Here is a 26,639-nt window from a genome sequence, read left to right as displayed (position 1 = left end):
ATGTACAAGGGATTTTACACATTGATTATGAAGATTATTCAGCGCCAGAAATTTAAAGGAATTTGATATGAATACGGGATCAATTATACCTTTGCGCTAATTTTAAATGTTTTAAATAACCAGAGTTAACTTATCAAACCCAAACTAACATTCATGAAAAAACTATTATTATCAGTATTTGCTTTAACCGTTTTATTTTTTGCGGCATGTAAAAAAGACAAAAACAAACCTAATCCCCAGCCGGATAGCCCTTATCAGCCTTTCACATCCGGCTCTACCTGGAAATACCGGGTGGTAGATGGAAGTGGCGAAACGGCGGAAGCCGATACCATTTTGAACAAAATGACAGGAGATACAAGAACCTTCAATGGCAAAACCTTCCACGTTTTGATATCTAAAGAAATGGTGATGCCGGAATCTGCAAGCGTAAGCAAACTTAAAATTAACGAGGGCCCCGCCGGCGACGAAACATATATAGGATTTAATAACAACATATATAGCTCCTTTTATGAAGATGAATATAACCGTATAGAAATTGGTTATCTTAACTTGGATAAAGCTGTAGGTGAAGCCTGGACGGAAAAAATATCTTTTAAAGAAGACGGCACTAATTTAGAAGGACAGGTTAAAACCACAACTATTGAAAAAGGGCTAAGCAAAACCTTACACGGAAAAACTTATAATGATGTAATTCATTCGAAAGTAGAACTTCAGGTTAAAACAGGCGATAGCTACACCACTAAAGTTTCACTTGAATTTCTGACCGCTAAAAACATAGGTGTTATATCAACAACCGGCAATATTGACGGGGAAGAAAGTGTATCTGAATTGATTGACTATAATATAAAATAGGCAGCTATTTATTTGATATTAAAAGCCCTGTGTGATAAACATGGGGCTTTTTATTTGTTCCATTCCCCAAAATCCAGTTATTTTTTTTTCGCATCTCAATACACTAAGCCCGGTTCTTAAAACATCAAAAACAGTTACAGCTATTATAAGATTAGCGATACATTATTGCTTTTATACGATCATTACACTAACACGATTTTTCTTGTATTTTTTTGACGCTGGTTGTAGCGTATGCCAAAAAACGTTCGTTATGGCTTTCAAACAAGGTTTTGTTACGGAGGCGCCCCGTACCAAAGCCGACACAAGCTATTATCATAAACAACAAAGACAACCCTTCAAGGGAACAAAAATTAACAAAATGAAAAAATCGATATTAATACTCACAGCAATAACAACATTATTTTTAGGTGCCTGTAAAAAGGATAAAGACAATAAGCCCGGCGGCGGCGACACTTATCAACCATTTACAAAAAATTCGGTTTGGAAGTACCGTAACACTATTAAAGTACTGGGCAACACCATTACCGATACTACAACCAACACGATGACGGATACCGTAAAAACTTTTAATGGTAAAAAATTCTACGTGGTAACATCGGCTGATAACAGTGACACCTCATCTACTTACATTGGGCTGAACAATAATGTATACAGTACTTACATTGAGGCCGGCGACGAGGGTGTGCTGGAAATTGCTTACTTAAATGATACTAAAGCTGTAGGCGAAAGCTGGGAAACCACTGCTACTATGGAAATAGAGGGTGAAGAAGTTGAAGCAAAAATTAAAACAACTATAGTTGAAAAAGGCATAAGCAAAACCATACTTGATAAAGCTTACAATAATGTAATACATACTAAAGTTGAGTTACAGGTAAAACTTGGCGAAAACTTCCAAACCTTGTCAACGTCTGAGTACTTTGTGGCTAAAAACGTGGGTATAATTGGCAACTATGTTAAACAAGGCGGCGTTGAGGTTTCAAAATCAGAGTTGTTTAACTACACCATTAAGTAACGACTTTAATTAGGGGAAAGCGATTACGGGCCTGCGTTTTTAAATGATGCCATCGACGCAATGATGTCATCAATCGCCCGAATAAAGATTACAATTAATAATAGGTTCAGTTAGTAGAAGGTGCTTTGCGCGATACGCGCAGGCACCTTTTGCCTTTTATGCAGGCGTAAACTGCAGTTATAAAACTATTAAAGCTATATTTACGGCTGTATTATTATGTAATGAAAAAAGCCTTACCTTTCATTTTGGCAGCCATTGCCCTGTTTAGCAGCTCCTGCAGAAAAGACATTTCCGCCTTTGGTGGCCGTAATCCGGGCAGCCCTGATACATCAAAAGGTTATTTGCCGATTACCAAAGGAAGCTATTGGAAAATAGTTTCAGATATTGTCGGTTCGGCAAAAGACACGGCACTTCAAACCGTTACCGGCAGAATTGTAACCATAAATGGCAAGCCATATCACGAAGTTAGTACAGAATCAATATTATACGGCAGGCAAACCAGCTACCTGTACGTGGGCGAGCATAAATATTTATCGCGATCGACATCATTACGCGAAGGCGTGACTGCTGAGCTTGTTTACCTGGTTGATACCGCCGCTGTTGGCGATACCTGGGAAACTTCACTTACTGATGATGGATTAGTTAATGGCTTCCCGGCAAAGCTTGTTGGCAAACTAATAGAACAAGATATAAAAAAAACCGTTGCAGGGATCACCTATAATAATGTAGTGCACACCACTCTGGATATACAGTACAATGTAAACGGTACAGGATTTACGTCTTATGGCACTTATGATGTATACCTGGCAAAAGGCGTGGGCGTTATACAAACAGACAGTAAACTAAATGGAGTTGCAACGGGCTCGTCGAAGGTTATATCTTACTCTGCGTGGTAGCTTAATCATAGCCATATCACTTTATGGTAATTGAATTGCCATAAACCGCTAAAGCCACTATTACAGATACCCTTAGTGCTATTTTTGTGTTATTAAAATATGAGCACAAAAAAAATCCGCTTAAGCGTACTTGACCAGTCGCCCATACGTAAAGGCGTTACAGCCGGGCAAGCCCTGCAGGAGACGGTGCAGTTGGCCCGCCATACCGATAAATTAGGTTATTACCGCTATTGGGTATCTGAGCACCATAACACCGGCCTACTCGCGGGGTCTACCCCCGAGGTGCTGATAGCGCATTTGGCCGGCGAAACAAAAAATATGCGTATCGGATCGGGCGGCATAATGATGCCTAATCACAGCACGTTAAAAGTAGCCGAAAATTTCAGGATGCTTGAAGGGCTGTTTCCCGGTCGTATTGACCTGGGTATGGGTCGGGCACCCGGCACGGACAGGCTCACTGCCAGCGTACTTAATCCTTCAAATCAATTCAGCGAGCAGGATTTTGTACAGCAGCTGTATGACCTTATTAACTATTTTCATGATCGCGGCGAACCGGGCACACCGCAATCAAAAATACGGGCCATTCCGCAAATAGAAACTGTACCCGGCATGTGGCTGCTTAGTTCAAGCGGGCAAAGCGGACTTTTTGCAGCTCACTTTGGCATGGGTTACTCATATGCTCATTTTATTAACCCTTATGGCGGCGCCCAAAGTGTACAACTTTACCGCGAGCGCTTTCAACCATCAGAAGACCTGCAAGCCCCCGAGGTCAATGTGGCCTTGTTTGTTTTTTGTTCGGAAGATGAAGAGAAGATAAAAAGACACCGTGCTGTAATGCTGCACCGCTTTTTACAATTTGAAAAAGGAGCGCCGGTATACCCTATCAGCTATGACGATGTAAAGGATATTGTTTACACTGACAGCGAAGTAGAGCGTATTAACTATAATAGTAAGCGCGTAGTAACAGGCAACCCGGAGCAGATTAAAACACAACTTACCCGCTTGGCGCTTGAATATGATGTAGACGAAATTATGGCGGTAACCATTACGGAAGATTTTGAGGACAGGTTGCGCTCGTATGAACTATTGGCCGAAGTGTTTGAACTGCGAGGTTGATAAAATCATAAAACCGCGCGTTAAGCCGTCTGTATTTGCCAGCAGCCTGGTAAATATTTTATCAAATCCGTAAAAACAAAAAGTATCTCCACAGGTTATTTTATTAACTTAAATAATAATTTTTTAAACAGATAACTATGGAAACCATCGAAAAATCAGTTGAAGTTTTAAGAGACCTGATAGAGATAAATACCGACCGTGTATCCGGTTTTTCGCGCGCATTAAAAGATCTTGCACCTGAAGACAACGACTTGCGCAACCTTTTTACCATGTTTGCACAAGATAGCCGCGATAATATACAAGAGCTTGGCGGCATAATAAGTCAATTGGGTGAAAACCCCGAGACAGGCAGCAGCGCACTGGGCACAATACATCGTACCTGGCTTGATATTAGAGCCACTATTAGCGGGCAAGACCGCAAAAGCATTTTAGATGAATGCGAGCGTGGTGAAGACGCGATTAAAAAAGCATACCAGGATGCCCTTAAAGAAGAAAACCTGTCGATAGATATAGTTTCTGTATTAACGCAGCAACAACAAAAAATTAACGAAGGACACGACAGGGTTAAGGCACTCCGCGACGCCGCTGTATAATCATTCAATCCTATTTTCAAAAGCCGTTTCATGTTCCATGGAGCGGCTTTTACGGTAAGAATGACATTACAATGTACATGATTAAAACTAGTAATCATTTTTAATCGTATCTTTGTAAAGATTCCAAATAAGTAAAGTTCCAATATAAATTTAAGTTGTGTATATATTAATTTTCTTCGTAGCACACTGGTTCCTCTCGTTATTTTTTCAAACATTTTACCTGCACCGTTATGCATCTCATAAAATGTTTACGACTAATAAATTTACCGAACGTGTGTTCCATTTTTTAACATTCATTTTTCAAGGCTCGTCATATCTTAATCCGCGCGCCTATGCTATCATGCACCGCGAGCATCACGCTTACAGCGACACAGAAAAGGATCCGCATTCGCCTCACTTCTTCAGGGATGTATTCCAAATGATGTGGTATACCTCAAAAAGTTATCGCCAGCACGCCCGCAGGCTTAAAGAACCTGAAGCACGCTTTGCCGGCAATACGCCGGAATGGCCGCTAATCGATGTTATCGGTTCAACCATTGCTTCACGGCTTGTGTTTATGGGCTTGTATACCTGGTTTTACATTGAGTTTGCTACGCACTGGTGGATGTTTCTATTATTACCTATCCATTTTATTATGGGGCCACTACACGGTGCAATTGTAAACTGGTGCGGCCATAAATATGGCTATTCTAATTTTGATAATGGCGACAAATCTAAAAACTCAACTCCTTTTGATTTTTTTATGCTGGGTGAATTATTTCAAAATAACCACCACCGTCATCCTAACAATGCTAACTTCGGCGCGAAGTGGTTTGAGCTTGACCCGGTTTACCCGGTAATGAAGGCGATGCACTGGATAAGGCTCATCAGGATACGAAAGGCATATCTCGCTTAAAATATAAAAAGCCGTTCACGAAAATTCTGAACGGCTTTTTTATTTCCCCTATATTTACAGGCAAATATTTATTCGTTAACAATGAGCGTATCTTCATTAGCCCAACAGCTTAGGGGCTCCGAAATAATAAAAATAGCAGCCGAAATAAACGAATTAAAGCGCCAGGGCGAAAATATCGCAAACCTTACTATCGGCGATTTTGATTCAAACATATACCCAATCCCCCCCCAGCTTAAGCAAAACATTGTTGACGCTTATTCCGATAATCAAACTAATTACCCTGCTGCTGACGGGATGTTACCGCTGCGCGAGAGCATAGCAAACTTTTTGAAGGAACGCTATGACCTGGAGTATGCGCCAGCCAATGAAATTTTGGTATCAGGTGGGTCACGACCGCTTATTTACTCTATATTTCTTGCGGTAGTTAACCCGGGCGAAAAGGTGGTATTCCCCACACCGTCGTGGAACAATAACCATTACTGCGATTTGCTGGCCGCCGATGGTGTTATGCTGCCAACCCTGCCCGAAAATAATTTTATGCCAACAGCGGATGAGATCCGTCCGCATTTAAAAGGGGCCGCGTTACTGGCGCTATGTTCGCCATTAAACCCAACCGGCACCATGTTCGCTAAAAAAGACCTGGAAGAAATATGCGACCTCGTGATAGCCGAAAATAAAAGTCGTGCTGCGGGTGAAAAACCTTTATACCTGATGTATGACCAGATATACTCGCAGTTAACTTTTGGCGAACATGAGCATTATAACCCCGTAAGTTTACGCCCCGAATTACGCGATTATACCATTTTTGTTGATGGCGGCTCAAAATGCTTTGCTGCTACCGGGGTACGTGTAGGCTGGGGATTTGGCCCGGCAAATATTGTTAATAGCATGAAAGCCATTGTGGGCCACATGGGGGCATGGGCACCCAAGGCGGAGCAAATGGCAATGGGTAAATTTTTAAGTGACGTTAACGCTGTTGACACCTTTTTGGAAAATCTTAAGAGTAATGTACAAGCCAGTCTTGATGCGTTATACCGTGGCTTTCAGCAGCTAAAAGCCGAAGGCTTTAACGTAGATGCGATTGAGCCAATGGGTGCCATTTACCTTACCATTAAGGTTGATTACATAGGCAAAACTACACCTGATGGTAAATTGCTTGAAACTGCGACTGATGTCAATTTTTATCTCATTAAAAATGCGGGCATCGCGTTTGTGCCCTTCTCAGCGTTTGGTACCGGCGAAGATATGGCTTGGTTCAGGGCATCGGTAGGTACAATAACAAATGAAGATATACAGCATACCATTCCAAGAATAAAGGCAGCTTTAGCAAAGTTAAAGTAATATGAAAAACCTACCATTTAACAGCGATGGGCTCACCCCATCGGAAATAGTACATATATACGAAGCGTTTAAAACGCTGCAGGAAAAGTTTACACTTGAACGCACGGGTAGCATAGATTTTAAACTTGCCGACTTTGAGGCGTTTAAAAATTATGATGAGGTAATTGTACGTGATTCATATACCATTAACGGGGTTGACAGGAGCTATATAATGGTAATAGAAACCTATAAAAAGATTGTTTGGCAAAGCGGCGAAGTTGACGAATTGCGCGAGTACCATGTATGGGCGCTTACTTATCTAAAACAGGATATGGGCAAGATCAGAATACGCCCCGAAACCTTCCGCGATAAGATTGTTGAACTAATTACCCCTTTAGAAATTGATTTTAAAGACGATAAAGCTTTTAGCGATAAGTTTTATGTTGTTGCGGATAATGATCAGAAAGCTGCTGCCGGCATAACCCAGGATTTCAGAAATGCGGTGATGGCGGTGGGCATACCAGACATTGTAATTGAAATAAACAACCAGGCTCTCGTTATTGGCAGCACCAAGGGCATTTCGCCCGAAAAAAGCATCTGCCTGGCTGAGTTTGTGTCAAAAGTAAATTCGTAATTCCAACTAACAATTACTCGGCTACGCCGCGCTTGAGATGTATTTGACCAAGCTTCTTTTAGCCACCGGCAGCAATGTTGGCTCAAGCGGAAAACTGATATCGCTTTGCACATAGTACACCGCGGGATTAGGCAAATGTCTGTGCTTATTTATCAGTTGCAGCTTTATATGTTCAGGTGTATTGGCTATACTCTGCTGATAAGTATCTATAAATTGTATGTTGATGCCACGGTACCGGTCGTCCTTACCTTCAAAAATAGTAAGCTGGTATTCGTAAATAAAACCGGTACGATCATTACCGTTGCGCAATGAAAAATAACCGTGATAAGGTACCAGGGGCACTACGCCAACCGGGTTTATCTCCAGCCGGCTTTCAACAAAATCGTATATCTCCTTGCCTGTTTGTATCGCAGGATCCATTTTACTTAACGAATAGGCGATAATGCGCTCAATCTCTTGCATTGAATTATCGTCCTGCACTATTTTTTGATAAGTGAGCTTTACAGCATCTATATCAGCTTTGGTGAGCCGTTGCGGAAAGGCTTGCTGTAATACTGATTTATTTTGCTTAAACTCAAGCAGATTGTTGTAGTGAAAAATAAGATCGGTAAGGTTAGGGTATAACTTGCTCCTGTCAAAATGTCGATTTATTTCCTGCAAATAGCCTAACAGGATATACTTTTTATGCTCAAAATCAATAGCGCCTTCAATAAACCAGTTAATACCAAGCGAATTCATATTGGCCTCCTCTTTCTTAAAGCTTAAATTAAATAAAAAACGCCACTTTTGCAATATGCCTTCAGGAACGCTTTATTTAATACCGGTACCGCTCGCTGATAACGCCGCGGCAAAGTCGCTTACACCATATTTGGTTAATACTATTAACAGCATTAAGGAATATATTGTTGAGAACGAAAAAACTGCAAGACGTTGTTTAAAAGAAGCTGGCTTAAAAACTCCGCAAAGCGAACTCATTATTCACGACTACGGCAAGCACAAGCGTGATATACCGCTTAAAGAGTTTATCGAGGGACTATTGGCAGGGAATGATGTTGGTCTTATGAGCGAGGCTGGGTGCCCCGGGATTGCCGACCCCGGTACTGATATTGTGGCCGAAGCACACCGCAGGGGCATTAACGTTGTGCCCTTGGTAGGCCCAAGTTCTATTTTACTGGCACTTATGGCATCAGGATTTAGCGGGCAAAGCTTTACCTTCCATGGTTACCTGCCTATTGATAAAGTTGAAAGAAGCCGCAAAATTAAAGAATTAGAAACCCTTGCCGAGCGGAATAAGCAAACCCAATTGTTTATTGAGACTCCGTTTAGAAACAACCCGATGCTGGAAGAGATATTGCGAACATGCCAGCCTACTACAAAGTTGTGCATAGCCTGCAATATTACTGCAGCAGATGAATTTATAAAAACAAAAACCATTGCCGACTGGCGTAAACAAACACCTGACTTACACAAAAAGCCAACTATTTTTTTACTATTCCGTTGATTACAAATGGTAATTGGCGAAAAGCATGTTAAAGTATTGGTGGTGGGTGCCGGCCCATCCGGACTGATGATGGCAGCGCAGCTGCTGCGCAATGGTGTTATGCCCATAGTTATTGACAGCCGCAACGGCCCTACCGATCAATCTAAAGCTTTAGCGGTGCAAGCGCGCACCTTAGAGATATACCGCCAGATGGGCATTGCCGACAGGGCAATAAAGGATGGAAAAATTGCCGCAGGTGTATCATTAAATTTTGAGGGCAGTACAAAAGCAAAAGCTGATTTTAGCGATATAAGCACAGATCAAACTGCTTTTCCATACATTTTGTTGTTTCAGCAAAGCAAAAACGAACGCCTGCTACTCGATTACCTCACACAAAACACCTGCCCGGTATATTGGGCTACCACGCTAATATCGCTAAAACAAAGCGATGACACAGTTAGTCTTGGGCTTGAACATAACGACACACAATATACTATAACAGCCGATTGGGTTATCGGTGCTGACGGCGCGCACAGTACTGTAAGGCGCTTGGCCAATATCAATTTTAACGGCGATACTTACCCCAATAAATTTTACCTGGCCGACGTGGAGTTGGGCAACGAGATAGGCGATAACGCACAAATTCATATAGCTGGTAAAGACCTTGCCGCGCTCTTTCCGCTGCCTGAAAAAAACAACTTTAGAGTTATAGGCAATGTGCCGCACACGGGGACAAATGAGGAAGAACTTCAACTTGGAGACATTTTATCACATCTAGACAGAACAATGGGCTGGCCGGTTAATATAAATCGCGCTAAATGGTTTACTGTATACAAGCTCCACCATCGAATGGCTGAAAAATTCAGGGACCGGCGATGCTTTTTAATCGGCGACGCTGCGCATATACATTCGCCTGTAGGCGGGCAAGGCATGAACACCGGCCTGCAGGATGCTAATAATTTAGGCTGGAAACTTGCAGGGGCGGTTACCGGTGCCATTAACACCTCAATTGTTAGCACATACCAGGATGAGCGCCAACCGGTGGCCCGTGAACTCCTCAATACAACCGACCGCGCCTTTAACCTGATTACCTCACAGAACTGGCTTGCACGAGGTTTTAAAAAGTGGATAATGCCGCGGCTTATTAATTTTATATGGAGACAGGACAAGTTGCGAAAACTGTTCTTTAAAACAATATCCCAAACAGGTATTAGTTACCGGGACAGCCGTATAAATTTAAATTTGAGCCAATCCCTCTATATAAGGGCGGGCGACCGCCTGCCTTACTTACCGGTTTACGACGAAAAAACGCAGGAAGAAACTGACTTGCACGCGTGGTGCAGCAAACCGGGCTTTACGGTGATTGTAATGGCGAAACTAAAAGAGATAGATGTTTTCACCCTGGCCCAATGGATAACCCTAAAATATAATGGCGGCATTAATCTGTTTTACCTGCCGCCGTCGCCCAAAAACTTAGCGGTTTACAATGCCTTTGAGATAAAAAAAGGGCAACGAAAGGCTGTTATTGTAAGACCCGATATGCACATTGGGTATCTTAATGATGCTGTAGACATTGATATGATGGATAATTACCTGTTAAACGTTGTAGGATTTGAGCTTCACAACAGCCCCTCTTAAGTGCTTTCGGGGCACTCTTGCACTGCATGAATAATATTGTAAGTGAAAATGTAGAAGCTGGATATCAACTAGCCGTGTATCGTTTCGCTTTTACCGTAATTTTTAATCACCTGTGCTTCAAAATCTAAAAACTCTTTCCAGCGCTTGTCAACATCAATGCCTTCAGTATATTTTTTTGCCAGTCGGATAAACGTAGCATAATGGGTAGCTTCACTTATCATTAATTCGTGATAAAAGTCGGCCAGCTGCGCGTCATTTATATTTTCAGATAATACCTTAAAACGCTCGCAACTGCGGGCCTCAATCATAGCAGCAAACAACAGGCGGTCAATCAGCTGTTCGTTACGGCTACCACCCTTCCGCATAAGTTTGGAGAGTTCGCCTACATAATTGTCTTTGCGCTCACGGCCAAGTACATAGCCGCGTTCAAGTATAATATCATGCACACGCTTAAAATGATCCATTTCTTCCTGCACCAGCGCCGCCATCTCCTGTACCAGGTCGCTCAGGTTTGGATTTTGAACAATGAGAGTAATGGCATTACTGGCGGCCTTTTGCTCGCAAAAAGCATGGTCGGTTAGTATCTCTTCAATGTTACTTTCTACCACGTTGGTTACCCAGGTTGGGTCGGTAGGCAGTTGCAGTTTAAGTATGGTTTTATCGCTCACAACGCAAATCTACGGTTTAATCTTCGTGGTTAAAAGCAGGATTAATTAGTGGTTAAGCGGGCTTTACCGATACAAGTTTTTACTCTCAATAAATTCCAAAACGGAATCAGGTACAAAATATTGGATGTTCTTTTTAGCCGCTAACGATTTACGTATGAAGGTGGCTGAGAGTTCCATCAGTGGTGTCATGGTTATTGTAACTGAAGGGTGCGAGGCTAGTTCGGCATTTTCATAGCCCGGGCGCGGGTATACGTATATGCGGTAATCACGAAGTATCAATTTGTAATTTTTCCACCTTGGTAACGATACCAGGTTATCAGAACCCATGATTAAAGCAAACTCGTGCTGCGGATACTTTTCCTTTAGATGAGTAAGCGTATCTATGGTATATGATGGCTGGGGCAACCGTAACTCTACGTCACTAACTTCTATCCCTGTTGAATTATCTGTAGCCAGTTTGGCCATCTCCAACCTGTCGTAAGTGTTTATTAGGTCACCGTATTTTTTTAGCGGGTTTTGAGGAGATACTACCAGCCATACTTTATCAAGTGTAGTATGGTTGGCCATATAATTGGCAATTATTAAATGCCCGATATGTATAGGATTAAATGAACCGAATAATAAACCTATTTTCATAAATCGTCAGTTATCTCCAACCCTAAGCGCAGTTTATTTTGTTTGCCCCGTCAAGGTTTTGGGGCTATAAAATTTTGCACCAATTGCTCAGCCTCTGCACATGCGGTATTAAGATCGTAATTTTTAAGGATAATATCAAATTGCGAGGCGTAATCCAGTTCTTTTTCAGCTTTGGCAAAACGTTCCTGCAATTTCTCCGGGCTATCAGTCCCCCTTCCGGCCAATCTTTGCTTTAAAATTTCCAGCGATGGCGGCTGCACAAATATCGCCAGTGCCTGTTCGGCGTACTTGCGCTTAAGGTGTAGCCCTCCTTCAACATCAATGTCAAATATTACCGTTTTACCCTTTGCCCAAATGCGCTCTATCTCGGTGCGTAAGGTGCCATAAAAAGTGCCGGTATATACTTCTTCAAATTCAACAAATTCTTTATGGGCTATACGATGTAAAAATTCTTCTTTACTAACAAAGTAGTAATCCCGTCCATCTACCTCGTCGCCACGCAACGGCCGGGTAGTAGCTGAAATGGAAAATTCAAGATCAGGAATTTTTCCAAGCAAGTGTTTTACAATGGTAGTTTTACCTGCACCCGATGGGGCCGAAAATATAATGAGTTTGCCTTGCGGGTTCATAGTTGCTGGTCCATTAGTTTGTTCTGTGCATGCGGTTGACAACCTGGCTGTTACTTATCAACCATAATTGTAAACTTTATAAAACGTTAAGCAATTGTTCTTTTATTTTCTCTAATTCTTCTTTCATACCTACCACAAGCTGTTGCATGGCGGCGTCATTGGCTTTTGAGCCGATGGTATTTATTTCGCGGCCTATTTCCTGGGTAATAAAGCCTAATTTTTTTCCGTTAGCGTCGGCCTCCTTCAGTGTAGCAAAAAAATAGTCACAGTGGCTGCGCAGCCGGGTTTTTTCTTCGGTGATATCCAGCTTATCTATATAATATATTAACTCCTGCTCAAAACGGTTTTGATCAATATTACTTACACCATCCGCTTCAGTTAAAAACTGGTTGAGTCGTTCGCGTATAAGCGGAACACGTTTAGGTTCTTCCACTTCAATATTTTTCAAATTTTGCTGAATGATACCTATACGCATTTTAATATCCTTTTCCAGCACCGCACCCTCGTCTTTTCTAAATTGCTGAAAATCGGCCATCGCCTGGCCAAAGGTTTTCTCAACTATTTTCCACTCATCTTCTGATACCGTTTCTTCGTCGTATTTAATCACCTCAGGCAGCCCTAACGCCAATTGTAGCAAGTTGCCCGTTGGTTCATTAAGCTCGTTGCTTACCGCTTTTAATTGCTCATAATAATGTTTAAGCAACTCCTTATCAATACCCGCAGCTTTCACTGCCGATCCGGTTTGCTCCGTGTTGATAGAAAGGTTTACCTTTCCGCGCTCTATTTGCTTACTGCAATCATTACGCAGCTGAAATTCCTTTTCAGAAAAGATTTTAGGCAAACGTAAAGACAGTTCGAGAAATTTGCTGTTGAGGGATTTTATTTCGACGGTATATTTTGTGCCTCCGGCATCAAAACTGGCTATTCCATACCCCGTCATGGATTTTATCATGCCGCAAAGATACTTGTTTTACCTATTTAAGTTCATTTTATTACAGCGATTAGCTTTAACACTTTTTCACATTTACTGTGAAATACAATTTTTATGTTTACGTTAATTAACAGCTATGCGTGCAGTTCCTCTTTTATTTATATTACTTTGTGGGTTACCTGTTATTTTACACGCACAGCAAACTGCCATAAAAGGTGTGGTATACAAGAGCAATTCGCCTCACCGTATTTCGCAAGCGCTGGTTACCAACATACGTACCAATGTTATCATGATGAGCGATGATTTGGGTATGTTTACTATCAATGTATCCGCCGGCGATACATTACTGATCAGCAGAAAGGGGTACGACCACAGCAAATATGCCATTACCAATTTAAACGACATTATAGTTTATCTTGAACCGGTTAAGGCTATCGAATTGGAGGAAGTTACCGTAAAAGGGCAAACCAAAGCCCGCGAACTGACTGACGTTTTATACAGTTATCGCAGCCAGGGTTCGCTTTTTTTAGGTAAGCCACCCGCGCTGATGTTTTTAGCTTCACCGTTAACAGGCTTGTATGAGTTGTTTGGCAAAACACCAAAAAGAGCCCGTCGTTTTATGGCTTTCACCAAAGCTGAACTGGAACAGGATGTTGTTAACAGGCGTTATAATGTTGAATTTGTTAAACGTGTAACCGGGTTAAATGAGGAACAGGCTGCTAAGTTTATGGAATATTACACGCCATCATTTGAGGACATGCAGGCATGGAATGATTACGAACTGGTAAAACGTGTAAAAAGGCAATACCAATACTACACACAACAAAAACCCGGTATTAAGCCTTTAAAAGGTACACCTTAAACCGGCATTCAATTATAATTCTTTTCGCATTACAAAGTCATTCATAAAGTATGGGCCAATAGGTATATCTTCTTCATAAATAACATTGAACCCTGCTTTCTCATAAACAGCTTTGGCCTTATTATACTTGTTCACATTAAGTTCAAGTATGCTTTTTCCTGCTGCTTTTACCCTTTGCATAACCGCATTAAGCAATGCTTTACCAAACCCTCTGCCCTGCATGGCAGGCAGGCAGTATAATTTATGCAGCTTATATATCTCTTTGTTTTCTTCCCTTACCGCGAAGGCAGCAAAAGCAACCGGCTGCGCTTCAGCAACAAGCAACAGGTAGATTTGGGTACCATTTTTTATTTGCTCTGTTAATTTTGCGGTTGAATATATCTCTGCCAGCATATAGGTTATCTGCTCAGGTTCAAGTATCGGGGCATAACAATCCCACCATATCTCGTTGGCCAACTGCCGTATGGTTTCTACATCGCTTATAGTCGCTTCTCTAATCTGGTGCTTCATTACGTTCAATTTGCCCCACAGCAAAGTAATCTTCCAGCTCTTTAAGTGTGGATGAATTAGTAGCGATATCCTTTATTACCACGCCCTTCTCCATTAAGATAATGCGATCGCTAACATCAGTTATGTGGTTAAGATCATGACTGGATACAATGCTGGTAGTACCTTGCTGCTTATTTAGTTCCTTCAATAAATTTTTCAGGCGGATCTGCGTACTCGGGTCAATGTTGGCAAAGGGCTCATCAAGCATCAGCAATTCCGGCTTTTGCAGCAGGCACGCCGCAATGCCCACTTTGCACTGGTTACCTTTTGAAAGATCGCGAATATATTTACCCCGTTGTAATATTTCACCGTTAAAAAATTCCATCAGGGTAATTAAAAACTCGTCAACCTGTGCCTTGTGCTGGCCGTGCAGTCCACCGATAAAATACAGGTATTCTTCGGGCGTAAGATAGTCTATCAAAAAACCCTCATCCAAAAACGCAGCGGTATAGTCTTTCCAATGCTCGTGCCCGGCCACTACCTCGCCTTTTGACAGTATTCCACCCTGTTCGGGACGTATTAAATCCAGTATCATGCGGAACAACGTGGTTTTACCTGCACCATTGTTGCCTACCAAACCTATGGTTTCGCCCTGGCGTATTTCAAGACGCGGTATGTTTACAACCGTTTTGCCCGCGTACACTTTAGTAATATCTGTTACTTCTATCATAACTATTTGTTTCTGAAGCCCTCGGCAAGGCCGAATTTTTTTGTGTTAAAATCTTCTTCCAGTTTTTTGGTAAACCACGGACGTAATAAAATACCCAGCACTCCGACCACAAGTAAAATAACCAGGCCGGCATCTGCATAACCCAAAAACTTAAAAGGCATGTAAATAACAAATGGCGTTAAAAGCAGTGGCAACGAAACCAGGAATTGTGTAGCGCCTACACCTTCCCAATTAAACGATGCCCCTTTTGACAGGTCCATACGGCGCTGGTTACGGTTGGCAAAAAATAATATAATGGTGGTGTTAACGCCCAAATTCCATACGTACATTATAAAATGGATAAGAAGTACACGCCAGCCAAAATAAACGTAAGGGGTGGTAAGCAAAAATGCCAGGGTAGAGACTATAGTAAACAACAAATATTTTGCCTTTATAAAATCAGTGAATTTAATTTTGCTGACCAATATCCCGTCAAAATGCGAAGCTTGCCAGCTAAACATAAATTGCCCATAGTTTATAATGAATATACCGGTCATAAACATCCCTACAAAAACTTTAGACCACTCCCCATATGCCGTTGGGTTAAGATAGAATATAAGCCCGTAAAACATAAAGAACAAGCACATAACCAATGCAGACCGTGAACGTTTATTACGTAGAATCAGCTTTATTTCAATTGCCACCAGATCTCCCACTTTACCAAACCTGTTTAAAACAGGATATTCAGTACTGTTTTTATATGCTGATACCTTGCCTGAGCCTAGGTCTTCCAGATACAGATTACGTTTAAGGTAAACGAAATTGAGGTAGTATACCCCAACACACATCCCTACGGGTACCAATGCCAGCAAAGGCTGGGTTACCATACGCCCAAAAAAAGCGTATGATATGTCGCGGATAGAATAAAGATGCCACATAAAATCGCCCAGGTTTATTAACACCAATACAGCGCCCGAAGCTAAAAATACCCATCCGTTAAGATTTGATTTACGTTTAATAAATAAAGCCAGGTAATTATTAAATACGGTTAGCCCCGCAATTGATATTATAAATGCCAGCGCTGCCACCCCGCTGTCTGCAATAACAACTTTAAAAATAAAGGGAAGAAAAAACACAAAGGGCCAGATATTGAAGGCCGAAAGCAACGAGGTGGCAGCAAGATACTTCACCAGCGTATTGCGCTTAATTGGCAGGTGCAGATATGGCTGCACACGCAGGGTAGGCAACTCCTGCAATTGCATCCGCATTAACAGATCAAAAAAGAAATACAATAGCAAGATGCCGCAGAATGATACGAGCACATCATCAAGCGGGAATACAGCTTCCAGAATTTTATCAAGAAATACCCCTAAAAACAAGGCATTAACCAGGAAGTAAAGAATAAGAACGGCCATGACAACCCGTATAGCAACGCTTTTTCCGGTGTTTTTTGACCGCCAAAAGGCCTTAAGTTCATGATTAACGAACGTTGATAGCATGTGTCAGTTAGTTTATATTAAGATTGCAACCCAAAGATAATGTTACAATATGATTTGGTTGCCTGCTTTCGACGATTTAAAGCAAACTCTTAAAAGACTTTGCGCATCTACTAATATTTATACCTGTCGCCCCAAAGCTTCTTTAGCTTCTCTTTTATTTCGTATTCTTTAGGGTTATTGCCGGGATTGTAAATTTTGCGGCCTTTAATGGCATCCGGCAAAAAGTCGAGATCAGTAAAATTGCCCTCATAACTGTGAGCGTACTTGTAATCCTTACCGTAGCCAATGTTCTTCATTAGTTTGGTAGGGGCGTTACGCAAGTGCAGGGGAACGGGTAGGTCGCCGGTTTGCTTTACTAGTGACAGCGCCTCGCCGATAGCAGTAGTAGCCGAATTGCTTTTTGGTGAAGTAGCCAGGTAAATAGCGGTTTGTGAAAGGATTAACTGCGACTCGGGCATGCCTATCATAGTTACCGATGTAAAGCAGCTTTGCGCCAACAACAAAGCATTTGGATTAGCGTTACCAATGTCTTCTGATGCCAGGATAAGCATACGGCGGGCAATAAACTTAGGGTCTTCACCGCCGGCTATCATGCGGGCCAGCCAATACACCGCCCCATTAGGGTCGCTGCCACGCATAGACTTTATAAAGGCTGAAATAATATCATAGTGCTGTTCGCCGGCCTTATCATACAGCGCCATGTTTTGCTGTACATGCTCAAGCACCACATCATTGGTAATGGTAATTTTTTTACTGTCAAAAGCATTTATCAGCAGTTCAAATATGTTCAGCAGTTTTCGCGCGTCGCCGCCGCTAAGGCGTAGCAAGGCTTCGTGCTCTTTTATGTCTATCTTTTTTTCCTTAAGTACTACGTCTTCTTTCTGCGCTTTTTTAAGCAGATCTACCAGGTCATCCTCAACCAGCGGCTGCAAAATATAAACCTGGCAACGGGATAGCAAAGCCGAGATCACCTCAAACGAGGGATTTTCGGTAGTAGCGCCTATCAGCGTAACAATCCCACGCTCCACAGCCCCCAGCAGCGAGTCCTGCTGCGATTTGGAGAAACGGTGTATCTCGTCAATAAACAACACCGGCAGCGTTTCGCCCTGATCTTTCAACATCGAAGCCTTTTCAATCACCTCACGCACATCTTTCACGCCCGAATTAATTGCACTAAGCGAAAAAAAAGGACGATATAATGATTTTGAAATAATATAAGCCAATGTAGTTTTTCCAACTCCCGGCGGCCCCCAAAATAGCATGGACGGCAGGTTACCGCTCTCAATGGCTTTGCGTAAAACCGCACCCGCGCCCACCAGGTGCTTCTGCCCTACGTAATCATCAAGTGAGGCAGGGCGCATACGTTCAGCTAAAGGCGGCAGAGTGCTCATCACGGGTAAAGTTGTAAAAAGTAAATGCTATATCCTAAAAAAATTAGTAAAATTGTTTTAGTGATACAAACGTTCAACCAATCAAATTTTAAAATTGTTTGCGACACCCTCGCGGCAGGCGATGCCGACCTCGCCGCTATTATCACTACTTGCGGGTACCCACCCATGTGGAGCCGCCTCAACACTTTTGAAACCCTTGTACATATTATATTGGAACAGCAGGTGTCCCTTGCATCGGCACTTTCAGCGTTAAATAAACTAAAAGAGCGCATACAGGAAATTACGCCTGCCCGGGTATTACTTTTAACCGACGACGAATTGCGCGCCTGTTTTTTCAGCCGCCAGAAAACTGCCTATGTGCGTTACCTGGCAGAGGCCATAGTAAGCGGTTACATCAACTTGGAAAGTTTGGCCGGGCTACCTGATGAAAATATACGTGCCCAGCTTACCGCTTTAAAAGGAATAGGTAACTGGACAGTAGATATATTCTTAATGTTCGTACTCCACTGTGCTGATATTTTCCCGGCAGGCGACCTTGCGGCAATAAATGCATTAAAGAGAGTTAAGGGCGTAACCCAGTCCACGTGCCGCGAGCAGGCAGCAGCCATTGCAGAAAAATGGAAGCCATACCGCACCATTGCTACCATGATATTGTGGCATTTTTACTTAGCCTCACCAAAACCGTCAAAATAGATTAAGTCTTAAATACAATCTATTCAACCCTGCATTCAGTTCCCGCGACTTAATTGTCCCTTTCCTTTTCCCTTAAACTTTGTACTATATCAATAGCGCCATTGACGGCGTCGCTCAGTACTGTGATAAAGGCGCCCGGCTGCGCAACTTCAATTAAATATTCAATAGACTTTACGTTCGCAAAATCAATTACTTCATACGATACACCCGGCTTCACCTCTTTCATGCCTTCCAGCAGCAAACCAATAATATTTTCTTTTGTGCGGCCGCGCAAGTGGTCTTCTTGCCGTATAACTATATGGTCAAACATGGTGGCAGCAATCCGGCCAAGTTCGCGCAGGTCGTCATCGCGACGGTCGCCCGTGCCTGATATCAATCCTATTTTTTGCGGCGAATCAATGTAGCTCAAAAACTCCCTTATACCATTATAGCCATCCGGATTGTGTGCAAAATCAACCATAAAGCGGAAGTTCTTAAACTCGAAAATATTCATCCGACCGGGTGTTTGGGCGGCTGACGGAATAAAGGTTTCCAATGATATCCTGATATCTTCCGTTTTAATGCCCCATAAAAATGTAGCAAGTGTGGCAGCCATCACATTATCAATCATAAATGGCACGGTACCGCCAAAAGTAAGCGGTATGGAGATAGTGCGCTCCACCCGTATCTTCCAGTCGCCCTTTATAATGGTAATAAAACCATTCTCGCTTACGCAGGCTATACCGCCATTTTTACAATGCGCCTTGATAACCGGGTTATTTTCGTGGCGACTGAAATAGGCTATATTACAATCAGCCCGCTTCCCAATGCGTACGCAATATTCATTATCAGCATTTAAAATCCCCCAGCCATCTTTTTTTACAGAGTTTATTACTACGCTTTTTACCCGCATCAGATCTTCCAGATCATGTATATCTGAAAGGCCCAAATGATCCTCCTGTATGTTGGTTATTACCCCAATATCGCAGCGGCTAAAGCCCAGGCCTGAACGTAAAATACCACCCCGTGCGGTTTCAAGCACAGCAAAGTCAACCGTTGGGTCCTTTAAAATAAACTCAGTGCTCACCGGGCCGGTAGTGTCGCCTTTAAGCATCAGTGTGTTTTGCACATAAATACCATCGCTTGTTGTGTAGCCCACACGCTTGCGGTTATTTTTAACAATGTGCGCTATAAGGCGGGTTGTAGTTGTTTTACCATTAGTACCAGTTATAGCAATAATAGGTATGCGGGCTGATTTGCCCGGCGGGTAAAGCATATCTATTACATGGCCGGCCACATTGCGGGGCAAGCCTTCGCTGGGCGCAACATGCATACGGAAACCCGGCGCTGCATTTACCTCAAGCACCACGCCGCCTGTATGTGGCAGCGGCTCGGTCAGGTTCTCGGCCATAATGTCAATTCCGCAAATATCCAGGCCAATTATTTTTGATATCCTTTCCGCATAAAATATATTTTGCGGGTGCACATGGTCGGTAACGTCAATAGAAGTGCCGCCGGTGCTTAAGTTAGCGGTTGACTTCAGGAAAACCATTTCGCCTTGCGGAGGCACACTGTCAAGTGTATAGTTCTTTTTATCAAGCAGGTCAAGCGTATCCCGGTCCACCGTTATTAAAGTGAGCACCTTTTCATGCCCGTAACCACGTCGGGGGTCGCTGTTTTCTGTATTTATCAATTGCTGAATTGTTGATGTACCGTCGCCGTTAACGTGCGCAGGCACACGCATTGCTGCGGCAACCATTTTATTATCTATAACCAACACCCTGAAATCATAGCCCGTAATATAGCGCTCAACTATTACCTTGCGTGAAAGGCGTGCGGCATGCTCATAAGCAGACACGGCCTCATCGCGCGTTTTTACATTTATGGTTATGCCGCGCCCGTGATTGCCATTAAGTGGTTTAAATACCAGTGGAAAACCAACACGGCTAATCACCTCATCCACTTGCTCGGCTGATGAAATTGTCATGCCCTTAGCAACCGGAATTGCCTGTTCAAGCAAAAGGTGCTTAGTTTCATCTTTATTACCGGCAATATCAACGGCTATGCTGCTGGTCCGCTCGGTCATTGTAGCACGTATGCGAACCTGGTTTTTACCATATCCCAATTGCACCAGTGATTGATTGTTAAGCCTTATCCACGGAATATTACGGGCTATAGCTTCATCCACAATTGACCCGGTACTTGGGCCCAGGCGAGTATCCTCGCGTATCTCGCGCATTTTCTGCAATTCGGCTTCCAGGTCAAAATCATTGCCGGCTATGAGTGCCTCAGCAATGCGTACAGCGGCCTGGGCAGCGTATATACCAACTTTCTCTTCAACGTAGGCAAATACCACATTATATACCCCGGTAGTTTTGGTTTCGCGCGTACGGCCGTAACCGGCATCCATACCTGCAAGGGTTTGTATCTCCAATGCAATATGTTCAACCACGTGCCCCATCCAGGTGCCGGCTAACACACGGCTGAAAAAACCGCCGGCCACACCAGGGGAACAGCGGTGCTCATATAAGGAGGGAATTAGCGTTTTGAGCCTTTCATAAAACCCCTCTATTTTATTGGTGGGCCTATGCTCAAGCTCCTGCAGGTCAAGCCGCATTTGTATTAATTTTTTACGGCTAACGCTCCAGATGTTTGGACCGCGCAGCACCTGGATATTTTCTATTTTCATAAATCAAACTGAGGTCGTTTGGATTGCATTGTTAAGATATATTGCATATAACACAAATTAGATTTTGATGTTTACAAGTGTATGTTTTTTAAATTAAGCTATTGTTATTCCTGCATTTTATCTTAATTTGTAATAATTGATACAGATATGAGCGTCCCGAAAGGTAAATTGATCATTATTGGCGGTGCAGTTGATATGGGCAGCAATGTTAGCGCCCAGGAGCATATCATGCAACTCAACTACATCAAGTTTTTTGAAAAGGGAATTTTAAGGCGTATCATAACCGAGTCGGCACATCACGAAGGCTCGGTAGTTGAAGTTATAACAACCGCCTCGCAAATACCTGAATTGGTAGGTAAAGAGTATATTAAAGCATTTGGCCAGCTCAATGTAACCAACGTTAATGTACTCCACATACAAAGCCGTGAAGATGCTGCCAGGAAAGAATATCTGGAGCGTATACGCCAGGCCGATGTGGTTATGTTTAGTGGCGGCGATCAGCTAAGGCTTACAGCAATTTTTGGCGGCACGGAGTTTTTACAAATACTGAAGCAGCGTTATCAAAAAGAAAATTTTGTTATTGCGGGTACATCTGCCGGCGCAGCCGCTGCATCAACCCATATGATATACCGCGGCCAAAGCAACGAGGCATTAATAAAAGGCGAGGTACAAATTACAGCCGGCCTGGGCTTTGTTGATGGCGTAATTATAGATACTCATTTTGTACAAAGGGGCCGCATAGGCAGGCTGATGTATGCAGTTGCCAGTAATCCGGGTATACTGGGTATAGGCCTGGGCGAGGACGCCGGGCTGCTGATTACCGAAGGCTGCATGATGGAAGCTATCGGCTCAGGTCTTACCATTGTGGTTGATGGTAAGAATATGGTAGAGACCAATATTTATGATGTAGAAATAGGCGATCCGGTATCTATTGAAAATTTGCGCCTTCACGTAATGTCGATATTTGATAAGTATGACTTGCTGCAGCATAAAATGCACATTAAAAAAGCAGTTAAAGTTGAGGAGGGCGTATTTTTGAATATTGCCGATGATAATGACGAGTTATTGCAATAGGGTTGCATTTTTACCGTTAATAATCAAACCTTCATTGCGACTATCGACGAGATATAACTACAAATGAAACTAATCATCCACGGGGGCTTCTTTAGCGAATCGCAAACTGACCAGGAGGTTAAACAAGCAAAGCAAAGCGCGCTGAAAGAAATAGTGCAGGCCGGTTACAAATACCTGGAGGCCCATACTGCTTTAGAAACCGTTATATATACTGTAAGCCTTTTGGAAGATTGCGACCTGTTTAATGCGGGTACCGGCTCGCAGATACAAAGCGACGGCAAAATCAGGTTAAGCGCCTCGGTGATGGATGGTAAAACCCAACGGTTTGCCGGAGTAATCAATATAGAAGATGTAAAGAACCCTATTTGCATTGCCGAAAAATTATTAAATTATGAGGATAAGGTGCTCAGCGGAAACGGTGCGCAGCAGTTTGCCCGCGAAAACGGCTTCAACTACTACAACCCAATAACCGCGCAACGCCGCCGGGAATATGAAAAAAAACTGAGCGATTCGATACGCAAAGGCACAGTTGGCTGTGTGGCATTGGATATTTATGGCGACATAGCTGCGGCTACGTCAACCGGTGGTAAGGGGTTTGAAATACCGGGAAGAGTAAGCGACTCTGCTACCACGGCTGGTAATTATGCCAACGCCTACGCTGGCGTATCATGCACCGGTGTTGGCGAAGATATAGTTAGCGGGGCGTTGGCAGCAAAAATTGTAACGCGGGTAACCGATGGATTTCCGTTGCAGGCGGCTACTGATAAAACCCTTAGTGAAATGGAACCGTATAATGGTTTTGCGGGGGTAATTGCCATTGCCGCTAATGGTGAAATTTATCATGATGATACGCACCCCTATATGGTTTGGGCGTTGCATGATGGCGAAATTGAGGTTTTTGAATAGCTTGCAAGCTATTGTTTATCTGATGATTACTATTTATATTTGCATACCAGTTAATTTATTAAACCCAGAAAATAATTGATGAAATATTTACTGTTCGTGTTATTATGTTCTGTAAGCATGTCTGCATCTGCACAATGGTGGCGGGTGGGCCCTTTAAAACATAAGCGCTACCCGGCACTTGTCCACGTAAAAAACTACTCTTACAACAAAAAAAAGCTGTTGAATGCTAAAGTTAGCAGCCCGGCTTTAACAGCAATGGTTTTGATTGCTCCGTATAATTTCAACAAGACCGAGGCATATGTAATGAAAACAGCGCAACGCAATATGCGCTACAGAGAGTATCATACGGCCAGTTATAACTTTAGCGATCTGGCGCAGATTTATATACAGCAAAACAGGCTTTCAGAAGCTAAATGGTATCTGTTGCAAAGTACGCTAATTTCACGCAGGCAAAATGATTTCCGCCATACTTATGCAAATCTTGTTTGCCTTGCAGCAGTAAAAATGGATATGGGCGATGTGAGCCTGGCCCGGCAGGATCTGCTTGAGGCGCGTGACATAGCCAATGCCAAGGGCTGGATTAAAGAGTCGAGGGATATTGAAGGTAAGATACTGGCAATAAAAGACCTTAACTCTGTTATAACCAAATACGAATTTAAATATGCCGAAGCGGCGATGCCCCAGGAAAAATCTAAATAAATCCCTGTTTTTGTAACAATGGGGTAAAATGCCTCGTCATATACAATACAAACAAAACAATATCGTATAATTGTTATTCAATCTATTAACAGACAGCTTTGTGGCTGTCTTTTTTTACATTATGAAATTTTAAAGGCACAAGTATTGATGTTGGTTATAAATCCCGAACTAAAGAAGGTAAAAAGTATGCTTAAGAGAATATATTTAGTGTTGATAGTAAGTGCTGCGCTTGCCTGCCAGGCAGCTCCTTCAAAACCCATAGATGTTGCCGGATCAAATAATTTGCAGCCGGATGAGCAACAAAGCATTGTTGTAAAAAAAGTTGCCGAGATGATTGACGACTACAATTACAAGAAGGCCAAGCTTAACGATTCTATCTCCACTGAGATATTTAACCGCTACATTAAAGCGCTTGACGGCAATCATAACTACTTACTGGAAGCTGATATTAAAGAATTTGAAAAATTTAAAACCAGCCTTGACGATGATATACAAGCCGGCAACCTTAACAATGTATTTTATATTTTTAATGTGTACCAAAAGCGGTACAATGAGCGCATTAAGTACTCCCTGGCACAGATAAACAAAAACTTTGATTATAAAAAGAACGAAACCTTTACCTATGAGCGTGAAAATTTGCCGTGGATAGCATCAGAAACAGAATTAAACGATTTGTGGACTAAACGGGTTAAGTATGATTTATTGAATCTTAAACTAGCCAATAAAGACATGGCTAAAAATAAAGAAACGCTAAAAAAACGTTATGAGAATCTGCTTTCGCAATCCAATAAGCTATCCAACCAGGACGTTTTTCAACTCTTTATGGATTCATTTACAGAGGCTATTGATCCGCATACCAACTACTTTAATCCCGCAAACGCGGCTAATTTCAATATAGAAATGTCACGCTCATTACAAGGTATCGGCGCCTCGCTAACTGTTGAAAACGAATACGTGACTATTAAAACCATTGTACCTGGCGGCCCGGCCGATAAAAGCAAACAGCTTAATATTGATGACCGGATTATTGGGGTGGCCCAGGGCAAAAGCGGCGAATTTCAAAACGTGGTAGGCTGGCGCATTGAAAATGCCATAGCACTTATACGTGGTACAAAAGGCACTATTGTACGCCTGGAAATTTTGCCGGCAGGCGCTAATGCCACCAGCAAGCCTAAAGTGGTTTCAATGATTCGCGAAAAAATTATTCTGAGGGATCAATCTGCGAAAAAAGAAATAAAGACCTATAATCAAAATGGCAAAACCTTTAAGATAGGAATTATATCAATCCCGGCATTTTACCTTGATTTTGAAGATTACCGTTCAGGGAATCCTAATTATAAAAGTACCACCCGTGATGTTAAATTAATATTAGACTCGCTTAAACAGGAAAAAGTAGACGGTGTAGTTGTTGACCTTCGTCAAAACGGCGGCGGATCACTTACCGAAGCTATTGAATTAAGCGGCCTGTTTATTAAAACCGGGCCGGTTGTACAGGTAAAAAACTCGCGGGGTGATATTGAGGTTGACAGTGATGATAATCCTGAGATAGCTTGGTCTGGTCCGCTGCTGGTAAGCATTGACCGCTTCAGCGCTTCGGCATCAGAGATATTTGCAGGTGCAATACAAGATTATGGCCGCGGCATAGTGATTGGCACGCAAACGTATGGTAAGGGTACGGTGCAAAGCGCTATCAACCTCGATAAGATGATTAATACATCGTTAACGGATAAACTTTCAGGCCTCACCGGTAAAAAAGATAAAACCATTTCAACGGGCAGCCAAAACAAATTTGGACAGTTAAATTTAACAATAGCTAAATTTTACCGCATTAGCGGAGGCTCAACTCAACATAAGGGCGTGATGCCGGATATCAGTTTGCCGTCTATTATTCCACTGGACAAATACGGCGAAGATACGGAGTCTTCAGCATTGCCTTATGATGAGATAGCTAAAAGTAATTATACTAAAACAGCTGATCTATCCCCCATTTTACCCCGACTAAAACAGCAGCATAACCAGCGCATGGCGCAAAGTGCCAGCTATAAATACCTGTTAGAGGATATTGCCGACTTTAAAAAGCATGAGGCTGAAAAAAGTGTAACATTAAACGAGCAGGAGCTAAAAAAGGAACGGGATGCCAACGAAAAGAAAACTTTTGAGCGCGCCAATCAGCGCCGGGTGGCCATGGGCTTACCGGCATTAAAGAAAGGACAAGCCAAACCTCGCAACGAGGATTTGGATTTTGTAAAGGTTGAAGCCGGTCAAATTCTGATAGACTACATTAATGCAGATAATAAACTTGCAACAGTTATTAACTAAGCGTTGTTTCACGCACAAAACAAAAACAAA

Annotated in this window: 26 protein-coding genes; 16 read left to right on the top strand and 10 right to left on the bottom strand. The window is 42.5% G+C overall.

Translation table 11 applies throughout. The annotated features are described in order from the left end of the window. The first annotated feature begins 153 nt into the window (after positions 1 to 153). The 8 genes from DJ568_RS12030 (at position 154) to DJ568_RS11995 (ending at position 7,318) form a co-directional block, all read left to right on the top strand. Entirely contained in the window at positions 154 to 852 is a 699-nt protein-coding gene (locus DJ568_RS12030) for a hypothetical protein (RefSeq protein ID WP_114005526.1), read from the top strand. Positions 853 to 1,210: 358 nt separating this feature from the next. Further along, positions 1,211 to 1,864, top strand: a complete 654-nt coding sequence (locus DJ568_RS12025) for a hypothetical protein (RefSeq protein WP_147238751.1) — start codon at positions 1,211 to 1,213, stop codon at positions 1,862 to 1,864. Between the two features lie 221 nt (positions 1,865 to 2,085). Next, positions 2,086 to 2,760 (top strand): hypothetical protein, encoded by a 675-nt coding sequence (locus DJ568_RS12020; RefSeq protein WP_114005524.1) that lies wholly within the window; start codon positions 2,086 to 2,088, stop codon positions 2,758 to 2,760. Positions 2,761 to 2,859: 99 nt separating this feature from the next. Continuing rightward, complete coding sequence (locus DJ568_RS12015; RefSeq protein WP_114005523.1) at positions 2,860 to 3,876, top strand: LLM class flavin-dependent oxidoreductase; 1,017 nt, start codon at positions 2,860 to 2,862, stop codon at positions 3,874 to 3,876. A gap of 137 nt (positions 3,877 to 4,013) precedes the next feature. Further along, positions 4,014 to 4,469 carry a PA2169 family four-helix-bundle protein gene (locus DJ568_RS12010; RefSeq protein WP_114005522.1) on the top strand — a complete coding sequence of 152 codons (456 nt, stop codon included), beginning with the start codon at positions 4,014 to 4,016 and terminating at the stop codon, positions 4,467 to 4,469. 157 nt (positions 4,470 to 4,626) lie between these two features. Continuing rightward, on the top strand, positions 4,627 to 5,364 hold the full coding sequence (locus DJ568_RS12005) for an acyl-CoA desaturase (protein ID WP_114005521.1): 738 nt from the start codon (positions 4,627 to 4,629) through the stop codon (positions 5,362 to 5,364). 81 nt (positions 5,365 to 5,445) lie between these two features. Next, positions 5,446 to 6,705 (top strand): pyridoxal phosphate-dependent aminotransferase, encoded by a 1,260-nt coding sequence (locus DJ568_RS12000; protein ID WP_114005520.1) that lies wholly within the window; start codon positions 5,446 to 5,448, stop codon positions 6,703 to 6,705. 1 nt (position 6,706) lies between these two features. After that, on the top strand, positions 6,707 to 7,318 hold the full coding sequence (locus DJ568_RS11995) for a hypothetical protein (RefSeq protein WP_114005519.1): 612 nt from the start codon (positions 6,707 to 6,709) through the stop codon (positions 7,316 to 7,318). 21 nt (positions 7,319 to 7,339) lie between these two features. Here DJ568_RS11995 and DJ568_RS11990 read toward each other — a convergent pair whose 3' ends face one another. Next, positions 7,340 to 8,056, bottom strand: a complete 717-nt coding sequence (locus tag DJ568_RS11990) for a hypothetical protein (RefSeq protein ID WP_114005677.1) — start codon at positions 8,054 to 8,056, stop codon at positions 7,340 to 7,342. 55 nt (positions 8,057 to 8,111) lie between these two features. Between DJ568_RS11990 and DJ568_RS11985 the strand changes: the two genes are divergently transcribed. Further along, positions 8,112 to 8,819 carry an SAM-dependent methyltransferase gene (locus DJ568_RS11985; RefSeq protein ID WP_114005518.1) on the top strand — a complete coding sequence of 236 codons (708 nt, stop codon included), beginning with the start codon at positions 8,112 to 8,114 and terminating at the stop codon, positions 8,817 to 8,819. A 6-nt stretch (positions 8,820 to 8,825) separates the two neighbouring features. Continuing rightward, on the top strand, positions 8,826 to 10,436 hold the full coding sequence (locus tag DJ568_RS11980) for an FAD-dependent monooxygenase (protein WP_114005517.1): 1,611 nt from the start codon (positions 8,826 to 8,828) through the stop codon (positions 10,434 to 10,436). A 68-nt stretch (positions 10,437 to 10,504) separates the two neighbouring features. Here the strand turns inward: DJ568_RS11980 and miaE are convergent, their stop codons facing one another. The 4 genes from miaE to DJ568_RS11960 all read right to left on the bottom strand — a co-directional run bounded on the left by miaE (position 10,505) and on the right by DJ568_RS11960 (position 13,321). Then, positions 10,505 to 11,104 (bottom strand): tRNA-(ms[2]io[6]A)-hydroxylase, encoded by a 600-nt coding sequence (gene miaE / locus DJ568_RS11975; protein ID WP_114005516.1) that lies wholly within the window; start codon positions 11,102 to 11,104, stop codon positions 10,505 to 10,507. Positions 11,105 to 11,167: 63 nt separating this feature from the next. Then, positions 11,168 to 11,740, bottom strand: coding sequence for a nicotinate (nicotinamide) nucleotide adenylyltransferase (gene nadD / locus DJ568_RS11970; RefSeq protein WP_114005515.1), 573 nt, complete (start codon positions 11,738 to 11,740; stop codon positions 11,168 to 11,170). A gap of 50 nt (positions 11,741 to 11,790) precedes the next feature. Beyond that, the gene (gmk, locus tag DJ568_RS11965; RefSeq protein WP_114005676.1) at positions 11,791 to 12,369 is read right to left on the bottom strand and encodes a guanylate kinase; all 579 of its coding nucleotides are present in this window, start codon (positions 12,367 to 12,369) and stop codon (positions 11,791 to 11,793) included. Between the two features lie 76 nt (positions 12,370 to 12,445). Then, the gene (locus tag DJ568_RS11960; RefSeq protein WP_233496682.1) at positions 12,446 to 13,321 is read right to left on the bottom strand and encodes a YicC/YloC family endoribonuclease; all 876 of its coding nucleotides are present in this window, start codon (positions 13,319 to 13,321) and stop codon (positions 12,446 to 12,448) included. 115 nt (positions 13,322 to 13,436) lie between these two features. On the opposite strand from DJ568_RS11960, the gene DJ568_RS11955 reads away from it, so the two are divergent. Further along, positions 13,437 to 14,162: a peptidase associated/transthyretin-like domain-containing protein gene (locus DJ568_RS11955; protein WP_114005513.1), complete on the top strand. Its 726-nt coding sequence runs from the start codon at positions 13,437 to 13,439 to the stop codon at positions 14,160 to 14,162. 12 nt (positions 14,163 to 14,174) lie between these two features. Here the strand turns inward: DJ568_RS11955 and DJ568_RS11950 are convergent, their stop codons facing one another. The 4 genes from DJ568_RS11950 to DJ568_RS11935 form a co-directional block, all read right to left on the bottom strand. After that, positions 14,175 to 14,672 carry a GNAT family N-acetyltransferase gene (locus tag DJ568_RS11950; RefSeq protein WP_114005512.1) on the bottom strand — a complete coding sequence of 166 codons (498 nt, stop codon included), beginning with the start codon at positions 14,670 to 14,672 and terminating at the stop codon, positions 14,175 to 14,177. After that, the gene (locus DJ568_RS11945; RefSeq protein ID WP_114005511.1) at positions 14,656 to 15,381 is read right to left on the bottom strand and encodes an ABC transporter ATP-binding protein; all 726 of its coding nucleotides are present in this window, start codon (positions 15,379 to 15,381) and stop codon (positions 14,656 to 14,658) included. Before DJ568_RS11945 ends, DJ568_RS11950 begins: the two co-directional genes overlap by 17 nt. Positions 15,382 to 15,383: 2 nt before the next feature. Further along, entirely contained in the window at positions 15,384 to 16,859 is a 1,476-nt protein-coding gene (locus DJ568_RS11940) for a DUF5687 family protein (RefSeq protein WP_114005510.1), read from the bottom strand. A 110-nt stretch (positions 16,860 to 16,969) separates the two neighbouring features. Beyond that, complete coding sequence (locus DJ568_RS11935; protein ID WP_114005509.1) at positions 16,970 to 18,250, bottom strand: replication-associated recombination protein A; 1,281 nt, start codon at positions 18,248 to 18,250, stop codon at positions 16,970 to 16,972. A gap of 60 nt (positions 18,251 to 18,310) precedes the next feature. Here DJ568_RS11935 and DJ568_RS11930 point away from each other — a divergent pair, with 60 nt between their 5' ends. Further along, positions 18,311 to 18,943, top strand: coding sequence for a DNA-3-methyladenine glycosylase family protein (locus DJ568_RS11930; RefSeq protein WP_199560968.1), 633 nt, complete (start codon positions 18,311 to 18,313; stop codon positions 18,941 to 18,943). 49 nt (positions 18,944 to 18,992) lie between these two features. Here DJ568_RS11930 and cphA read toward each other — a convergent pair whose 3' ends face one another. Then, positions 18,993 to 21,611 carry a cyanophycin synthetase gene (gene cphA, locus DJ568_RS11925; protein ID WP_114005507.1) on the bottom strand — a complete coding sequence of 873 codons (2,619 nt, stop codon included), beginning with the start codon at positions 21,609 to 21,611 and terminating at the stop codon, positions 18,993 to 18,995. A gap of 147 nt (positions 21,612 to 21,758) precedes the next feature. Here cphA and DJ568_RS11920 point away from each other — a divergent pair, with 147 nt between their 5' ends. The 4 genes from DJ568_RS11920 to DJ568_RS11905 all read left to right on the top strand — a co-directional run bounded on the left by DJ568_RS11920 (position 21,759) and on the right by DJ568_RS11905 (position 26,609). Then, the gene (locus tag DJ568_RS11920) at positions 21,759 to 22,685 is read left to right on the top strand and encodes a cyanophycinase (RefSeq protein WP_114005506.1); all 927 of its coding nucleotides are present in this window, start codon (positions 21,759 to 21,761) and stop codon (positions 22,683 to 22,685) included. Positions 22,686 to 22,748: 63 nt separating this feature from the next. Next, the gene (locus DJ568_RS11915; protein ID WP_114005505.1) at positions 22,749 to 23,591 is read left to right on the top strand and encodes an isoaspartyl peptidase/L-asparaginase; all 843 of its coding nucleotides are present in this window, start codon (positions 22,749 to 22,751) and stop codon (positions 23,589 to 23,591) included. A gap of 78 nt (positions 23,592 to 23,669) precedes the next feature. Continuing rightward, a complete protein-coding gene (locus tag DJ568_RS11910) occupies positions 23,670 to 24,290 on the top strand; it encodes a hypothetical protein (RefSeq protein ID WP_147238750.1) in 621 nt (206 codons plus the stop codon). Positions 24,291 to 24,476: 186 nt separating this feature from the next. Further along, positions 24,477 to 26,609 carry a carboxy terminal-processing peptidase gene (locus DJ568_RS11905; RefSeq protein WP_114005675.1) on the top strand — a complete coding sequence of 711 codons (2,133 nt, stop codon included), beginning with the start codon at positions 24,477 to 24,479 and terminating at the stop codon, positions 26,607 to 26,609. Positions 26,610 to 26,639 lie beyond the last annotated feature (30 nt).

Origin of the sequence: Mucilaginibacter hurinus, assembly GCF_003324525.1 — a bacterium.
GTDB lineage: Bacteria > Bacteroidota > Bacteroidia > Sphingobacteriales > Sphingobacteriaceae > Mucilaginibacter > Mucilaginibacter hurinus.
The sequence above is the reverse complement of the archived record's forward strand: the minus strand, read 5'-3'. Positions and strand labels throughout refer to the sequence as shown.

Excerpts from the sequence above, each read along its gene's own strand:
- DJ568_RS11985 (WP_114005518.1), top strand. The coding sequence starts at position 8,112 with ATGCCTTCAGGAACGCTTTATTTAATACCGGTACCGCTCGCTGATAAC.
- DJ568_RS12030 (WP_114005526.1), top strand. The coding sequence starts at position 154 with ATGAAAAAACTATTATTATCAGTATTTGCTTTAACCGTTTTATTTTTT.
- DJ568_RS11915 (WP_114005505.1), top strand. The coding sequence starts at position 22,749 with ATGAAACTAATCATCCACGGGGGCTTCTTTAGCGAATCGCAAACTGAC.
- DJ568_RS11905 (WP_114005675.1), top strand. The coding sequence starts at position 24,477 with ATGCTTAAGAGAATATATTTAGTGTTGATAGTAAGTGCTGCGCTTGCC.
- DJ568_RS11980 (WP_114005517.1), top strand. The coding sequence starts at position 8,826 with ATGGTAATTGGCGAAAAGCATGTTAAAGTATTGGTGGTGGGTGCCGGC.
- DJ568_RS12015 (WP_114005523.1), top strand. The coding sequence starts at position 2,860 with ATGAGCACAAAAAAAATCCGCTTAAGCGTACTTGACCAGTCGCCCATA.
- DJ568_RS11935 (WP_114005509.1), bottom strand. The coding sequence starts at position 18,250 with ATGAGCACTCTGCCGCCTTTAGCTGAACGTATGCGCCCTGCCTCACTT.
- DJ568_RS11910 (WP_147238750.1), top strand. The coding sequence starts at position 23,670 with ATGAAATATTTACTGTTCGTGTTATTATGTTCTGTAAGCATGTCTGCA.
- DJ568_RS12020 (WP_114005524.1), top strand. The coding sequence starts at position 2,086 with ATGAAAAAAGCCTTACCTTTCATTTTGGCAGCCATTGCCCTGTTTAGC.
- nadD (WP_114005515.1), bottom strand. The coding sequence starts at position 11,740 with ATGAAAATAGGTTTATTATTCGGTTCATTTAATCCTATACATATCGGG.
- DJ568_RS11945 (WP_114005511.1), bottom strand. The coding sequence starts at position 15,381 with ATGATAGAAGTAACAGATATTACTAAAGTGTACGCGGGCAAAACGGTT.
- DJ568_RS11920 (WP_114005506.1), top strand. The coding sequence starts at position 21,759 with ATGAGCGTCCCGAAAGGTAAATTGATCATTATTGGCGGTGCAGTTGAT.
- DJ568_RS11990 (WP_114005677.1), bottom strand. The coding sequence starts at position 8,056 with ATGAATTCGCTTGGTATTAACTGGTTTATTGAAGGCGCTATTGATTTT.
- gmk (WP_114005676.1), bottom strand. The coding sequence starts at position 12,369 with ATGAACCCGCAAGGCAAACTCATTATATTTTCGGCCCCATCGGGTGCA.
- DJ568_RS11950 (WP_114005512.1), bottom strand. The coding sequence starts at position 14,672 with ATGAAGCACCAGATTAGAGAAGCGACTATAAGCGATGTAGAAACCATA.
- DJ568_RS12010 (WP_114005522.1), top strand. The coding sequence starts at position 4,014 with ATGGAAACCATCGAAAAATCAGTTGAAGTTTTAAGAGACCTGATAGAG.
- DJ568_RS11960 (WP_233496682.1), bottom strand. The coding sequence starts at position 13,321 with ATGATAAAATCCATGACGGGGTATGGAATAGCCAGTTTTGATGCCGGA.
- DJ568_RS11940 (WP_114005510.1), bottom strand. The coding sequence starts at position 16,859 with ATGCTATCAACGTTCGTTAATCATGAACTTAAGGCCTTTTGGCGGTCA.
- cphA (WP_114005507.1), bottom strand. The coding sequence starts at position 21,611 with ATGAAAATAGAAAATATCCAGGTGCTGCGCGGTCCAAACATCTGGAGC.
- DJ568_RS12000 (WP_114005520.1), top strand. The coding sequence starts at position 5,446 with ATGAGCGTATCTTCATTAGCCCAACAGCTTAGGGGCTCCGAAATAATA.
- DJ568_RS11955 (WP_114005513.1), top strand. The coding sequence starts at position 13,437 with ATGCGTGCAGTTCCTCTTTTATTTATATTACTTTGTGGGTTACCTGTT.
- DJ568_RS11995 (WP_114005519.1), top strand. The coding sequence starts at position 6,707 with ATGAAAAACCTACCATTTAACAGCGATGGGCTCACCCCATCGGAAATA.
- DJ568_RS12025 (WP_147238751.1), top strand. The coding sequence starts at position 1,211 with ATGAAAAAATCGATATTAATACTCACAGCAATAACAACATTATTTTTA.